Raw genomic sequence first — 12,389 nt, forward strand, 5'->3', positions numbered from 1 at the left:
AACCACGCCGGCCCCGCCGGACGGCACCGGCCGGGCCGCGGAAAGGGGTGCGAGATGAGCGAGATCGGCACCGCGCCGCTGTCGCGGTCCGAGGCGGCGCACGCCCTCGACACCGTCACCCGGGCCCTGGCGGTGCTGCGGGGCGAGACCGCCGCGCAGGAGCCGCTCGAGGAGGTGCTCGGGCGGCTGGCACGAACGGCGGCCACCGCGGTGCCCGACGCGGTCAGCGTCACCCATCTCGACGACGACGGCCCGCGCACCGTGGCACTGACCGACGACACTCTCGCCGCCATCGACGGGGACCAGTACGCCGCCGGCCGCGGCCCGTGCCTGCAGGCCGCGACCTCACGGCGCCCGGTGCGGGCGGTGGTCGGCGAGCACGCCGACCGGTGGCCGGAATTCACCGCCGCCGCCCGGGCCGCCGGGATCCGGGCGTATCTGTCGGTGCCGGTGATCGTCGACACCCCCGGTGAGGACCCGGGAGAGCTGGTTGGCTCGTTCAACGTCTACGCCCGCACCGCGGCGGCGTTCGACCCGTTCGACGAGAAACTGATGCAACTGCTGACGACCGCCGCCTCGGTCGCGATCAGCAACGCCCGCCGGTGGCGACGCGCGCAGTGGCAGGTCGAGCACCTCACCCAGGCGCTGACCTCCCGCGCGGACATCGACCAGGCCAAGGGGGTGATGATGGCGATGCACCGGATCGGCGCCGACGAGGCCTTCACCCGGCTGTCCGAGATCTCCCAACGCACCAACACCAAGGTCCATGCCGTCGCCCGCCACCTGATGGCCGAGTTCGCCGACCCCGATCACCCACCGCCGCTGTGAGATCCGGAAACGACGTGCGTCGAGACCACCCGGGTGAGGGAATCGCAGGATGATTGGGGTGTGGTCCGAATGCCGTGGGCGCGGGGGAGGATTCGAAAGGGCAGCATCATGGCGGGGCGGGCACCGGCTCCGGTGCGGTGGTGGCGGCTGCAGCCGTGCAGCCGTAACCCGTTGATGCTGGGCACCGACCGGGTCGAGGCGGTGCTGGTGACGCTGGTGGTCACTTTGGTGTTGTTGCTGGTGCCGGTGTGCGCGGCGATGGGGGACGGAAACCTTCACCTCGCTGCAGCAGCAGAGCCGGGCGCTGGCCGCGCAGGCGCGGCCGGTCCCCGCGGTCCTGCTCGTCGACCCCGGGATCGATCCGCAGGCCGAACCGGCGGTGCGGAGCACCGACCCCGGCGCCTCGTCCTGGGCGCGGTGGACGGGCGTGAGCGCACCGGGCAGGTTCCGGCGCCACCGCAGGCGCGGGCCGGCGACACCGTGACCGTGCAGGTGGGACCGGACGGGGAACTCCTCGACCCGCGCGGTGGCACCGAGAATGCGGTGCTGGCGATCGCGGCGGCCTGCGGGTTGTGGGCGGCCCTCGCCGGCGCCGGCGGCCTGGTGATCAACGCGGTGCACCGGATGCTGATCCGGTCCCGGCTGCGCGTGTGGGATCAGGCGTTACGGAAGTTCGCGGAACCACCCCGCTGACCCGGCCTTCCCCGGTGTCCGGAGAGCCCCAAGGGGCGCACAAAAGCCGAATCCGGACCGGATCGGAGAAAGCGCACCGAATCCACCTCCCCGACGCTACGCCCCACCGTGTCGTGGCCGAAACTCATCTCTCCCACCAGATGTGGTCATCCGATGGATGGGGTGGGTCGGCGCGCGCCGAACGGGCGGCGGCGCGGTGCGGCCGGGTGTCCCGGCCTCGGCCGCAACGGAGGCACCACCACCACCACAGCAGCGGTCCTGGGGAGGGCGGCGTTGAACGCGTCGACAAGGGTGCCGAAGCACTGCACCGCATCGATCCCGGCGTCGGCGAGAATGTGGCGCAAGGGTCCCAGTGCGGCGACGGTCAGCCGGCTGTTTTGCGCACGGAGCCGCGACCCGGCGTCGGCGAGGACGGCCAGTGCGGGGCAGCCGACGAACCCGGCGGGCAGCAGGTCGATGACGGCGCAGCGCCCGCGCAACACGACCTCGTCGAGGCAGGCCCCCAGAATCGGTGCGGTGACCATATCGAGGTCGCCGCTCACCCGGAGCACGATCGGACCGCCGACGGGTTCGTCGACCTCGAGGGCGAAACCGCCTTCGTCGGGATCGGCCTGGTCGAAGAACGCGGTCTGCGACAGGGCAAGCCGCAGATGCTGTGGGCTGTCGATGACAGAACGAAGATAGACCATGGACGTGCTCCCCCGGGTGGGCCGGCGGAGGGCGGAACTTCGCTGGGAGAAACTCCTCCTGCGAGGTGTGCGGGCACCCGTCCGCGGTGATGGGTGGACTGCCGGGCTGGTGTCTGAACCTGCGCCCTTGACGGTAAACCGGATCGGGGCGGGCACGGAACCCTCAACCGCAGCCTGATCGCACGAGCTGCTCCTGCGACGGCCACGACCGCCCCGGCCACCCTCGTCAGGTCAGGGCGCTGCCGGCCTGCCACTGCTCCCACGGCAGCGACCAGTCGCCGTTCTGCCACAGTTCGAGCGGGGCGCCGCCGGTGTTTCGGACCTCGACGATGTCGCCGGGGACGGAGAAGTCGTAGAACCAGCGGGCGTTGTCGGGGCCAAGGTTGAGGCAGCCGTGCGAGACGTTGGTGTTGCCCTGCGCCCAGATGGTGTCGGCGAGTTCGTGGAGGTAGATGCCGTCGTTGCTGATGCGGGTGGCGTAGTTGATCGATTCCTTGTATCCGAGGCGGGAGTTCACCGGCAGCCCGTAGGTGGAGGAATCCATGATGACCGGGTTGGCCTTGTCGAGGACGGTGTAGATACCCGGTTGGGTCCAGAACGAGAGGGTCTGACCATTCACGACTTCGGTGCCGCCCCGGCCCATCGACGTCGGCATGGTGCGGACCACCTGCCCGTTGTCGGTGACGGTGACCTGTTTGGTGGTGTCGTCGGCGACGGAGATGTGGGCGTCGCCGATGGTGAACGACGTCTGCGCGTCCTCCTGCCCGAAGAGACCTTCGCCGAGCGCGATGCCGTAGACGTCGGCGCGGACGGTGACCCGGGTGCCCGGTGCCCAGTAGCTCTCCGGTCGCCAGTGCACATTCTGGTCGTCGGCCCAGTACCAGGACCCGGTCACCGGGGGTGTGGTCTCGACGCGGAGGGCCTTCTCGGCGGCGACGCGGTCGGTGATCGGTTCGTCGAAGTGGGTGACGATCACGATGCCGATACCGAAGGTGCCGCCGTCGGCGAGCAGGTTCCCGCCGGTGGTAACGAAGGACGGCATGGTCTGATTGCTGGGGGTGACGGTGGAGAACGTGCTGGTCTGCTCGCTCCGAACATCCTGGTCGCCGACGGCGGTGACCGCGAGGGTGTAGGTGCGGCCGTAGCCGAGGGGGACCCCGGGTTTCCAGGACAGGCGGTCGGGGGTGAAGATGCCCTCGATGACCCGGCCTTCGTCGTTGGTCAGGGTGACCGTCTCGAGGGTGCCACCGGTGGTGCTCACCGACACCGGGTCGAGCGGGTTGACCGCGGCGGCGGCGTCGGCCGGGGACACGGTGATCTCCGGACCCGGCGGCGGCGCGGCCGGCCCGGCGGGTTGGTCGGTCGACGGCGCGCAGGCAGCCGCGACAGCGAGCAGCAGGACTGCGAGAACGGCGGCGAGGTGACCGTGACAGCGGCGGGCGGGCATGACACTAATTCTCCCGTGCCGAAGGGTTCGCGCGTGTGCAGTCGCGGTGCGACGGCGGTCACGCAGGGCAGCTCGCGGCATGGCCTTCACCCTCGGCGGACTCGACCGGCATGTGGCGTGCTCGTGTCGACTTTCTCTTGCGAACCGGGTGTGCGCCGGTGTCCGCCGAGACGATCTCCTGTGCGGTGTGGCACCCGTGATACGCCGGACGGCATCAGGAGTGAACCGGTCGGCTCGGGGTATCCGATGGGCGTGCTGCCGCGTGACCTCGGACGACAACTCCACGCGACAGTCCGGACCCTCCGGCCGTCTGACCCCGTCGGTCGGAGGGCCCAGCCGGATACTCATGGTGAGGTGAGAGTCCAGTCGCGGCGTTCGGTGAGGGCGCGGTGGAGGTGCTGGGTCCAGTGGTGCCGTTCGTCGTCACTGCGGTTGTGGGTGAGCGTGATTCGCCTGGTCCATCTTTCGGGCAGTCCGCGGTCGTTGATCGCCAGCCCGATGACAACTCGAAGATCGGGATCGGGTGCTCCGGTGATCACGATGCGGCCGGGTTCGCCGCCCATCTCCATCCGGGCGCCGAGCACCGCGGCGACCACCTCGGCCACCTCGAGCACGGACTGCGCCCCGGTCACGTCGATGTAGTCGACTTCGGTCACCTCGGGCCTCCACTTCGTGCCGACGGGCGTCAATCGCTGACACCGTGGACCGATCAGATCACGCACACGCCGGCCGGCACTGCGAGGGGCCACCGGTTGCCCGTGCATCGGCAGCTGGAACGGGTGACTATATGTGTAAGCCAGCCGTCCCGCCATGAGCTGACCCGACCGCGCTCATCCTTATGGAGGACCGGGAGGATGCGGTGGTATCCCCCGGTGCTGCACGGGATCTGAGACCTGATTTACGCTGGAGAGAACAGGACGAATCGCCTGTGTTGCACCGATGGGAGATGCGATCGCCTTGACGGTGATCATCGCGATCAGGTCGTCGAGGCCGCTGATCAGGGCGTCGGTATTCCGGTCGACCAGCCACCGCAGCACCAGTCCGTCCAACCCGGCCAGGGCGGAGCGGGCCACGACGCCGACCGGGACGCGCCAGGTGGTGCCGGTCCGTTCGGCACACCGTTGGAGGAACTCGACCGCCTCGGTGTCCATCGTGCGGTACTGACGGTCGGCGACCTGCCAGCCGTCGCCGGCCCCGGTATCACGGCGGCGCAGCGACGTGGTGGTGATCTCGTAGGTGAGCAGTTGCCGTCCGGCGGTGGATTCGAGGATCGGGACCAGGGCGCCGATTCCGGTCTGCAACACCCGCCGCAGTCCGGCCACCCCCGTCAGGTGAGGGGCGATTTGTCCGAACGCCAGCCGCAGCCCGTCGCTGATCTGGACGATCAGGGCATCGGCCATCGCCGCGATGAGTTCGTTCTTGTCGGCGAATCGGTAGTGCAGCAACCTGAGCGACACTCCGGCGACCTCGGCGACCGCACGCAGCGATACCTCCCCGATGCCGCGGTCCTCGGCGACGGACAAGGCCGCCTCGAGAAGTTGGTGTCGGCGGGCGTCTGCGGAAAGCCGGGGCATGGCCCGATCCCAAAGGGGGACGGTCGTGCTGCTCTCTTCTGACAAGCGGTGTCCGAAGATCACGACCGGTCATCGTTCGGCTAGCGGTCGGTGGCTCATGTTGCGGTCAGTGGCGATAAGCCACGTCCAAAATTAGGCGGGCTCGAGGTCGCGCTCGAACTCGATTTCATCCCGAAGCGGGATCTTGTAGTAGCCCACGTCGGGGATGTCCGGCTTCAGGGTCCGTCTCGCCTCGTCCACTGCGCCGCATCGAACGGCCGACAGGCGGAAGCCGCGCCGCTGGTAGAACTGCATCGCGTCGAGGTTGTCGTTCGTCGTGACCAACCACAGTCGCGAACAGCCCTGTGCACGGGCGACTTCGGTGATGCGTTCGATGAGTGCCGTGCCGACGCCGCCCCATTGGCCGGATGCGCGCATGTTCACGATTTCGCAGTTCGTGCCGTCGATGTCGTAGATCAGCACCCCGACCGTCTCGTCGTCGGTCGATGCGATCAGGGCCGGGCGGTCGCGGGCGTCGACCAATTCGCCGCGCCGGGCGATTTGGGTGGTGCGTTGCGCCTGGAGGAATGCCGTCAGGGGTGGCTCTCCTGCGGGTACCTCGTAGATGTCGACCATTGTCCCTATTTTCCTCGCCCCACCGAGGCTTGACCAGGGTGGATCTGTCGGGTTGGGTCGGGATCAACATGTCCATGCCGCCGTTGACGCGCGACACCTGTCCGGTGATGCAGGAGGAGGCGTCGGCCGCCAGGAAGTGCACGACCCGTGCGACCTCCTCGGGGCCCGCCCGGCCGGGGGGGGAAGTGCATATCGTGCGAATGACACTCCGCGCGGCCCAAATTGAGCCCCGCAGTGTGCGGACCGTGCGGCCGTGCACAAGTCGTGCAGCCCACTCGTGATCAGCCATCGTAAGAAGTCGACTGCACACGGTCGAAACGCGCCAGCTTGCGGTGCAGTCGGCTTCTGAAACTGACAATGGTTCGGGGTGTCTCACGAACCATCGGTTTAATGACATAGAACCGGGGGCGGTTGAGTCCGAGGGGTGCTCGGGTCAGCGGTCGGGGCCGGTCACGGCGAGGGCGGTGGCGGCAACGGCGGGATCCGTGCCGGTGATCGTGCCGCGTGTCTTCCCGGAGAGGAGTTCGAGGACGTCGAGGGTGGGGCTGGCGACGGCAGCGGTTCCGAGGGTCGGACTGCCCTTCGTGCGCCAGCCGAGGCCGAGCAGCAGGTTGCGGATCTCGCGGGTCCATTCCTCGGCCGGGGTGCCGCTGGCGACGACGGCGAGTGCCAGCCAGCCCGCCTGGCGGTCGAACTCGGTTCTGCTCACCGGCAGTCGGGAGAGGATGTGTTGCCACAGCGCCAGTGGTTGGTTACCGCTCCGGCGGGCGAGCGCGGTCGGCGCCAGTCGGCGCCAGTCGGCCCTTGCGCACACTCACCAGGCCGAGCGCTCGCGCGCTGTCGCGGAGTTGCGCGACCGGCCACGTGAGGTCTTCGCGGTTCGCCTTGCCGATCCACCAATCGGTGACGCCGGTCCGCTCGGCGAGCTGCTCGACCAGTGCCGGCGGAAGGTAGCCGGCGCTGGTCAGCCGCACCCCGTCACCGATCAGGTCGAGCAGGACGGTGTACGGCTCGGTCAGGCGTGCGGCGTCGGCCTCGGTCACCTCGACCGCGGTGTGTGACGCCGACCGTGCCAGCAGCTGCGTGAGTGCCCGGTTGCCGCCCCGCTCCAGTTGCTCGACCAGCGCGGCCAGTTCCCCGGCCACCCGGAGCGGCGCGGCCACCGCCGCCGCGAGGGCGGTGTTGGCCTCGTCGACGTCGAACAGGTCGGGGTGCCAGTCGAGCGGTAGCCAGTCGCGGGCGTGGCCGGCGTCCTCGAACGGGGGCGGGACGGACGACGGGTCGCATCCGCCGCGCACCCACGCCGCCAGCTCCGTGTAACCCCAGATCCCACCGCAATCCTCGGGCGGGCAGGCCATCCGACCGCCGGTGCAGCGCACCTCGGCGGGCGGCTGGTCGAGGACCGCTTCCACCGCGAGCACGTGGTCCCAGTCGTCGCCGAAGTCGTACTGGTACCAGAGGCGGTCACCGGTGCCGGTCAGCACCTGGTCGAGCCGGACGCCGTTTTCGAGCACGCCGTCCTCGTCCTCCTCGACGTCGAACGGTGTGACGAAGTACGGCGACCGGGGATCGCTGCCCGTGCGGAACCGGTGCAGGTGGCCGTCGAGCCACCCCATCGCGGCCTGGATCACCTTGTGTAGCCGGTCGAGGGTGAGGTCGCCGGGCAGCTCGAGCCGCCGCCACACCGGCGGTTTGGCGCCGGCTAGGTCGAGCCGGACCCGAAAGCCGCGGATGCGGGTCGGGGCAGCACCGACCGTGGGCTCGGGGGTTCGCAGCGCATTCTCGATCAACGCCATCGAACGATCCGCTCCGATCGCGCCCAAGAACGCCTGTTGCTGCTGCGGGGACAACTCGGCCATGAGCTGCTCGGCGAGCCGTCGTACGTCGTCTGAGGTCGGCACGAGATCAGTCAACCATCGACGAGAACCGGCATGCCCCGCCGCTCCACGAACCAGGTCACCGAGGTGCTCGGCGTGCAGGGTCGCCCGTGTTGCCGCCACCTCGCCGGATCGGCACTGTGCCAAATAGCGCCGCAGAAACGTGCCAGACAGCGTTGGGAGTCACAGAGCGGCAGACAGGAGGGGCCGGACGCTGTCCAGCGCACCGGGTGGCCTCAGGCGGGTGGCCGAATGATCAGCGCCCGGGTGGGCAGGGAGTCGGCGGTGCCGGTCATCTCCCTGCTCGCCGCGCTGAAGGTGCGGAACGTCAGCGACGAGGATCCGGTTCGGATGACGTCGCCGGGGTGGGGCCGTCGGCGCCCAGTCCCAGTTCGATGTTGATCAGAGGTAGTGGTGTCGCCCTCGGCATGGTCGGAGGGTCGGTCTTTGTCATCGTTTGGTGGGCGCGGCGCATCCGGGAGGAGAACGAGTAGTCGGCCGAGCGGTGAGCCTGCCCGTCACCCCCCTGGACTTCCGAATATGTTCCGAATACTCTGGGTGTATGACCGCAGCAGGACTCCCCATGGCGACCCGGCGCTCGTCGGATCTGAGCAAGCATTCTGCCGAGGTCTTCGCTGAGGCCGAGGATCACCCCGTGACGGTGACTCGGCGTGACGGTGAGGCGCTGGTGCTGATGTCGCAGCGCGAGGCCGAGGGGCGTTCTCGTTTGCTGAACTTCGCCGCGCAGCTCATCACGGTTACCCTCGATGACCGCGGTTCCCTCGCCGAGCGTATGGGTAGGGTCTTCCCGTGGATGCTTGCGCTGTCGCCGGCGGATCGGGAGTCGTGTGCGCAGGACCTCGTCGATGCCGCGCGCGCTTCGTTCTCCACCGATCAGCCGCATCTGGCGATCGCCGAGCTGACGTCCTGGAAGGAGACGGCCACGGCTGTGGCGGCAGGGCTTGGCAGCGCCGACCTCGAATGGCTCGACGAAGACGAGAGTGTGGAGCGTCCCTGATCGTGGTGGCCGCGAAGAAGGGTGAGTTGGTCCCCCGGCCGCCGAGGAAGATTGAGTACGAGATCTTCGTTCGCGACCTCGGATGCGCGTAAGGGCTGGCAGGATCTCGTCGCGACGATCCGCAACCCGATGACGGAGACGTGGGAGTTCCTGACGCGGACACCCCTGGCCACGACGCCGACGAATTATCGGCTCAAGGGTGAGCTCGGGGTGATCTCACATGGCGGCACGAGTCACGAGCGCTGGCAGCACAAGCCGACTGCGAAGGGTACCGCGCGCATATGGTTCTACGTCCAGGAGCGCACGGTGTTCCTCGAGCAGGTGCACACGAGCCATCCGAACGAGACGAAGTAGACCGTCAGGGAGACCATGATCGCCGTCGTCGGCTGGCGGCGGCGGCGCGGGGCGTGGCTCGGATTGCGAGATTGGCCAGAACGGTTCCGAGAGCGGGCCTGGACTGCTGGATCCGTCGGGTGTAGGCGGGTCGATGAGGCGGCAGGGGACTCGACTGTTGGAGTCGGCTTTCTCGTCGTCTCCGGGCGGGGTGATGGGTCTGAGCTTCGCTGGGGTGGGGTTTCGGCGGTTGGGTATGGGGTCGATGAGGGTGATCAGGGCGAATCGGACGAGCATGTGGATGCTGTTGTACGCTTCGCCGCTGAGTCCGTAGGTGGTGTACCGCACAGCCTCTTTCAGGTCGACGCCCATGTCGTGAAGTTCCCCGAGCGTTCGAGGCAGCGTAGGTAGTGGGTGCTGGTGTCCTTTTCCCGATGCGCCGTGGGACCTGTCCCTACCCCGCGGCGGCTGACGGAACCGTCCCGTCCGGTCTTGCCGTGCCCGGATGGGTCCGTCCTCGTGCCGAGCATCGGAGCACCGACGGGCGTCGGTGTCGTCTCCGAGGCGACGAGTCCGTCACGATGCCGACGATCGACCACCTTCGCGTCTGCAGACTCGACGCCGTCGTCGTCGGCGGATTGAAGTGACCGGCAACATGCGAGCAGGCGCCACCGAAGCTGTTGTCGGCGTGGATCGGCGGTCAGTGGTCCGTCGAGAACGAGCCCCGCTGGCTGGTGATGGCGATGGTGCGACTCGCCGCGATCGGCCTGCACCGTCGGGTCGGCTGGTCCGACATCGCCCGCGACTGACCGCCGACCCTGTTCACGGGGTCGGCCTGGTCTTGGGATTTAGGAAAAGCAGCTCATAGCTCCGGGCAAAGCTCATGGCTCCGGTAATCAGCAACTACTGCACCCTGGGTGTGGGTGTGGGTGTGGGTGTGGGTGTGGGGGTCGGTGTCGGAGTTGGTGTGCCCAGTCGGTGAAGAAGGCACGAAGTGGGGGTATCTCGGTGGGGTCGGTGGGGATCGCGTGGTCGGGGAATCGTTGGAGGCTGTCGAGCATGGTGGCGAGTATCTGTGGGTCGAATCCGGCGTCGATTTCGGCGGCCCGGGTCAGGAGTGTGTCTTTGTCGTAGATGGCCGAGAGTGCGTAGATGTCGGCGAAGTCGCGGGCTTCGGCGCGGTCGAACAGGGCGATGAGTTTGCGGCCGGCGAGTTCTTCGGGGGCGTAGGTCGGTCCTGCCACGCTCGCGGTTGCGGGTAGTCCCGGGGCGGAGTCCAGTGCCAGGTCGACCAGGAGTTGTTCGGGTCCGTGGATCAGGAGGCGGCAGAACGTGGTGCCGTCGTGGATGCGGTCGATTCGCCAGCCGCGGGTGTCGGCGGCCTGTTCGAACTCGTCACGGGCCTGGGTGACGTCGCCGCGGTTGGGGCCGGTGAAGAAATCGAGGTCGTGTGTGGGGCGGGTGCTCAGGTGTTGGGCGATCAGTGCGGCGCCGCCGGCCAGGAGGAAGCCCTTGCTGGCGGGCAGGGTGAAGAACAGCTGGGCGACCTCGAGCTGGAAGTCGGTCAGCACGCCGAGCTCTGGTGGTTCCGGGATCGGTGTGCTGTGCTGATCGGGGTGGGGAGGATTTGTTCGATCACCGGTGTCCAGGCGGTGCGCAGGTCCCGGGGCAGGACGAGCTCGGACCAGAGATCGATCAGCAATGCCCCGTCGATGTAGGTCAGTACGTCGTCGGGGGTGCCTTCGCGCAGCACGATCTCGTACACCCGGGAGCGTTCGGATCGATCGGAGAGCCGAAACGCGCGCCCGGGATCGGACCAGTTCAAGGCCAGGGGCAGCTCGACTGTTGCCATCGCTTGCTCGAGGGGCAGGCGAGGAAGTCGGTCCGGGACGAGGTGGTCGCGGCCGCGTGCTCCGGGGACGGGATGGAAGGTGATGTGTGGGGTGGCGTCGAGGTCGTAGCCGGCTTCGGTGAGGAGTCGTTGCGTGGTGTCCAGGGACGGGGACTTGCGGCCGTTTTCGTAGGCCGAGAGCGTCGGTCGTGAGGTGTGGGCGCGGCGGGCGAGTTCGTCCTGGCTCAGGCCGGCGGCCCGGCGGACGCGTTCGAGGAGTGCGGCTCCGTTCATGCTGCGTCTCCGTCCCGAATCCGGCCGCTGGCATGCGGCCATCGGTATCCGATCGGATACTCTACCGTCGTCGGGGCTGCACGGCAACACTTGTCGGAACCGGTGCACCCCGAGGCGTGCAAGTCGTGGGGCGAGCGCGCCCTGGCACGTGGCACCCACGATCTCAAGGAGTCGTTCTGGGTGTATCTGATGCGGGATCGGGAGGGCATCGATCGGTGGGTGCTCGACCCGGTGACGGTGGACGGCTGCGGACTCGATTCCGGCCTCGGGGACGGTGCCCGCAACACCGAGTGCATGTGCGAGGACGAGGACGAGTGCGACGGGGTCCGGGACCGGATGGACCGGTTGCCGTCGGTGGATGACCTGTTGCACCTGCGGGCGGAGTCGCTCGGTTACACGGTGACGAGGGCGGGCCGAGTATGACGGTGGAGGCGGTGATCGTCCGGGACCGGACGGGCCGACCAGTGTGTGGGTGTTCGTCGACGGTGAGCCGGTCGATAGTTGCATCGATGCCGGTGTGGGCTGGGAGTGGAAGGACTGGTGCAAGCACCGGGACGAGATGCTCGCCGGTGCCTCTGCGGCGCGTGAGTTGCTGCTTGACACTGCTCGACGGTCCGCCCGGTGGGGTCTATGTCGAGGGCCGTGACGATCGGCCCTGGCTGGACCCCGCAGCCTAGTTCTCCGCTCTCGGTGCACGGCCCGCACCCGACTTCCGGGCCGTAATGGTGCTGTGACCTGGTGTGATGACATGTCCCCGGTTTGTGATGTGGGGGTGCCGGCGAGGTGTTCGGGGGTGCCGGCACCGGGGTGTCGGCGGGCGCGCGGGCGTCCGTTTCATCCGATTTGGACCGGTTTTGAAAGTTGTTAATTAGCAATATAATTGGGTAATTAGTTGATAAATAGTGCTTTACATGAGTTATGCACCACTATCAGATTGCATGGTTCGTAATATGTTGTGAATCAACAAGATTAGATATTTTGAAGTTTTTGAACTGTTCGAGTTGAAGGAGGGTGGGTGGTATGCTGTGGGTATGACATCAGGTGGCGCGGGAAGTCGAGAGGCTTGGGGTGCGGGCTCAACCGCCCACACCCCAAGCCTCGTTGAGGTGTGAGGGAACCGGATCGAACGCTCCGATGGAAAGTAAAGGTAAGAACTTAGTTTCGGAAATCCAGAGGAGCGAAGCGACTCG

At 67.9% G+C, this 12,389-nt stretch carries 14 protein-coding genes and 2 pseudogenes; 6 read left to right on the forward strand and 10 right to left on the reverse strand.

Going from position 1 to position 12,389, the window contains the following annotated elements; all coding sequences use genetic code 11:
* Nucleotides 1-54: 54 nt before the first annotated feature.
* Nucleotides 55-828: a GAF and ANTAR domain-containing protein gene (locus tag I1A62_RS06890; RefSeq protein ID WP_219454954.1), complete on the forward strand. Its 774-nt coding sequence runs from the start codon at nt 55-57 to the stop codon at nt 826-828.
* A gap of 108 nt (nt 829-936) precedes the next feature.
* Complete coding sequence (locus I1A62_RS06895) at nt 937-1,521, forward strand: hypothetical protein (RefSeq protein WP_257890507.1); 585 nt, start codon at nt 937-939, stop codon at nt 1,519-1,521.
* Nucleotides 1,522-1,667: 146 nt separating this feature from the next.
* On the opposite strand, the gene I1A62_RS06900 is transcribed toward I1A62_RS06895, so the two are convergent.
* The 8 genes and pseudogenes from I1A62_RS06900 to I1A62_RS46835 form a co-directional block, all read right to left on the reverse strand.
* Nucleotides 1,668-2,210: an STAS domain-containing protein gene (locus I1A62_RS06900; RefSeq protein WP_219453696.1), complete on the reverse strand. Its 543-nt coding sequence runs from the start codon at nt 2,208-2,210 to the stop codon at nt 1,668-1,670.
* A 226-nt stretch (nt 2,211-2,436) separates the two neighbouring features.
* Nucleotides 2,437-3,657 (reverse strand): Ig-like domain-containing protein, encoded by a 1,221-nt coding sequence (locus I1A62_RS06905; protein WP_219454956.1) that lies wholly within the window; start codon nt 3,655-3,657, stop codon nt 2,437-2,439.
* Between the two features lie 344 nt (nt 3,658-4,001).
* A complete protein-coding gene (locus I1A62_RS06910; protein ID WP_219454958.1) occupies nt 4,002-4,313 on the reverse strand; it encodes a hypothetical protein in 312 nt (103 codons plus the stop codon).
* A 180-nt stretch (nt 4,314-4,493) separates the two neighbouring features.
* On the reverse strand, nt 4,494-5,231 hold the full coding sequence (locus I1A62_RS06915) for a TetR/AcrR family transcriptional regulator (protein WP_257890508.1): 738 nt from the start codon (nt 5,229-5,231) through the stop codon (nt 4,494-4,496).
* A gap of 132 nt (nt 5,232-5,363) precedes the next feature.
* A complete protein-coding gene (locus I1A62_RS06920; protein WP_219454959.1) occupies nt 5,364-5,846 on the reverse strand; it encodes a GNAT family N-acetyltransferase in 483 nt (160 codons plus the stop codon).
* 67 nt (nt 5,847-5,913) lie between these two features.
* Nucleotides 5,914-6,033: pseudogene (locus I1A62_RS46115) on the reverse strand (SDR family oxidoreductase); the annotation flags it as partial.
* 246 nt (nt 6,034-6,279) lie between these two features.
* Nucleotides 6,280-6,555 (reverse strand): hypothetical protein, encoded by a 276-nt coding sequence (locus I1A62_RS46120; protein ID WP_257890509.1) that lies wholly within the window; start codon nt 6,553-6,555, stop codon nt 6,280-6,282.
* A 43-nt stretch (nt 6,556-6,598) separates the two neighbouring features.
* Nucleotides 6,599-7,747 carry a plasmid pRiA4b ORF-3 family protein gene (locus tag I1A62_RS46835; protein ID WP_308340747.1) on the reverse strand — a complete coding sequence of 383 codons (1,149 nt, stop codon included), beginning with the start codon at nt 7,745-7,747 and terminating at the stop codon, nt 6,599-6,601.
* 538 nt (nt 7,748-8,285) lie between these two features.
* On the opposite strand from I1A62_RS46835, the gene I1A62_RS06930 reads away from it, so the two are divergent.
* The 3 genes and pseudogenes from I1A62_RS06930 to I1A62_RS46130 all read left to right on the forward strand — a co-directional run bounded on the left by I1A62_RS06930 (nt 8,286) and on the right by I1A62_RS46130 (nt 9,883).
* Entirely contained in the window at nt 8,286-8,741 is a 456-nt protein-coding gene (locus I1A62_RS06930; RefSeq protein WP_219454961.1) for a type II toxin-antitoxin system Phd/YefM family antitoxin, read from the forward strand.
* Nucleotides 8,705-9,095: pseudogene (locus I1A62_RS06935) on the forward strand (hypothetical protein). The gene I1A62_RS06930 and the pseudogene I1A62_RS06935 overlap by 37 nt, the downstream one beginning before the upstream one ends.
* A gap of 659 nt (nt 9,096-9,754) precedes the next feature.
* Entirely contained in the window at nt 9,755-9,883 is a 129-nt protein-coding gene (locus I1A62_RS46130) for a hypothetical protein (RefSeq protein WP_257890510.1), read from the forward strand.
* 87 nt (nt 9,884-9,970) lie between these two features.
* Here the strand turns inward: I1A62_RS46130 and I1A62_RS06940 are convergent, their stop codons facing one another.
* Together I1A62_RS06940 and I1A62_RS06945 are read right to left on the reverse strand one after the other, a co-directional pair.
* Nucleotides 9,971-10,645 carry a nucleotidyl transferase AbiEii/AbiGii toxin family protein gene (locus I1A62_RS06940; RefSeq protein WP_308340748.1) on the reverse strand — a complete coding sequence of 225 codons (675 nt, stop codon included), beginning with the start codon at nt 10,643-10,645 and terminating at the stop codon, nt 9,971-9,973.
* The gene (locus I1A62_RS06945; protein WP_219454962.1) at nt 10,639-11,199 is read right to left on the reverse strand and encodes a helix-turn-helix domain-containing protein; all 561 of its coding nucleotides are present in this window, start codon (nt 11,197-11,199) and stop codon (nt 10,639-10,641) included. Before I1A62_RS06945 ends, I1A62_RS06940 begins: the two co-directional genes overlap by 7 nt.
* A 90-nt stretch (nt 11,200-11,289) precedes the next feature.
* On the opposite strand from I1A62_RS06945, the gene I1A62_RS06950 reads away from it, so the two are divergent.
* Nucleotides 11,290-11,622 (forward strand): hypothetical protein, encoded by a 333-nt coding sequence (locus I1A62_RS06950; RefSeq protein WP_219454964.1) that lies wholly within the window; start codon nt 11,290-11,292, stop codon nt 11,620-11,622.
* Nucleotides 11,623-12,389: the final 767 nt, after the last annotated feature.

It is taken from the genome of Rhodococcus sp. USK10 (assembly GCF_019378875.1).
In the GTDB taxonomy this organism is placed as follows: Bacteria; Actinomycetota; Actinomycetes; order Mycobacteriales; family Mycobacteriaceae; genus Rhodococcus_F; species Rhodococcus_F pseudokoreensis.

What these genes read in the sequence shown, in the direction of transcription:
- I1A62_RS06890 (WP_219454954.1), top strand. Translation starts at nt 55, where the DNA reads ATGAGCGAGATCGGCACCGCGCCGCTGTCGCGGTCCGAGGCGGCGCAC.
- I1A62_RS06895 (WP_257890507.1), top strand. Translation starts at nt 937, where the DNA reads ATGGCGGGGCGGGCACCGGCTCCGGTGCGGTGGTGGCGGCTGCAGCCG.
- I1A62_RS06900 (WP_219453696.1), bottom strand. Translation starts at nt 2,210, where the DNA reads ATGGTCTATCTTCGTTCTGTCATCGACAGCCCACAGCATCTGCGGCTT.
- I1A62_RS06905 (WP_219454956.1), bottom strand. Translation starts at nt 3,657, where the DNA reads ATGCCCGCCCGCCGCTGTCACGGTCACCTCGCCGCCGTTCTCGCAGTC.
- I1A62_RS06915 (WP_257890508.1), bottom strand. Translation starts at nt 5,231, where the DNA reads ATGCCCCGGCTTTCCGCAGACGCCCGCCGACACCAACTTCTCGAGGCG.
- I1A62_RS06920 (WP_219454959.1), bottom strand. Translation starts at nt 5,846, where the DNA reads ATGGTCGACATCTACGAGGTACCCGCAGGAGAGCCACCCCTGACGGCA.
- I1A62_RS06930 (WP_219454961.1), top strand. Translation starts at nt 8,286, where the DNA reads ATGACCGCAGCAGGACTCCCCATGGCGACCCGGCGCTCGTCGGATCTG.
- I1A62_RS06945 (WP_219454962.1), bottom strand. Translation starts at nt 11,199, where the DNA reads ATGAACGGAGCCGCACTCCTCGAACGCGTCCGCCGGGCCGCCGGCCTG.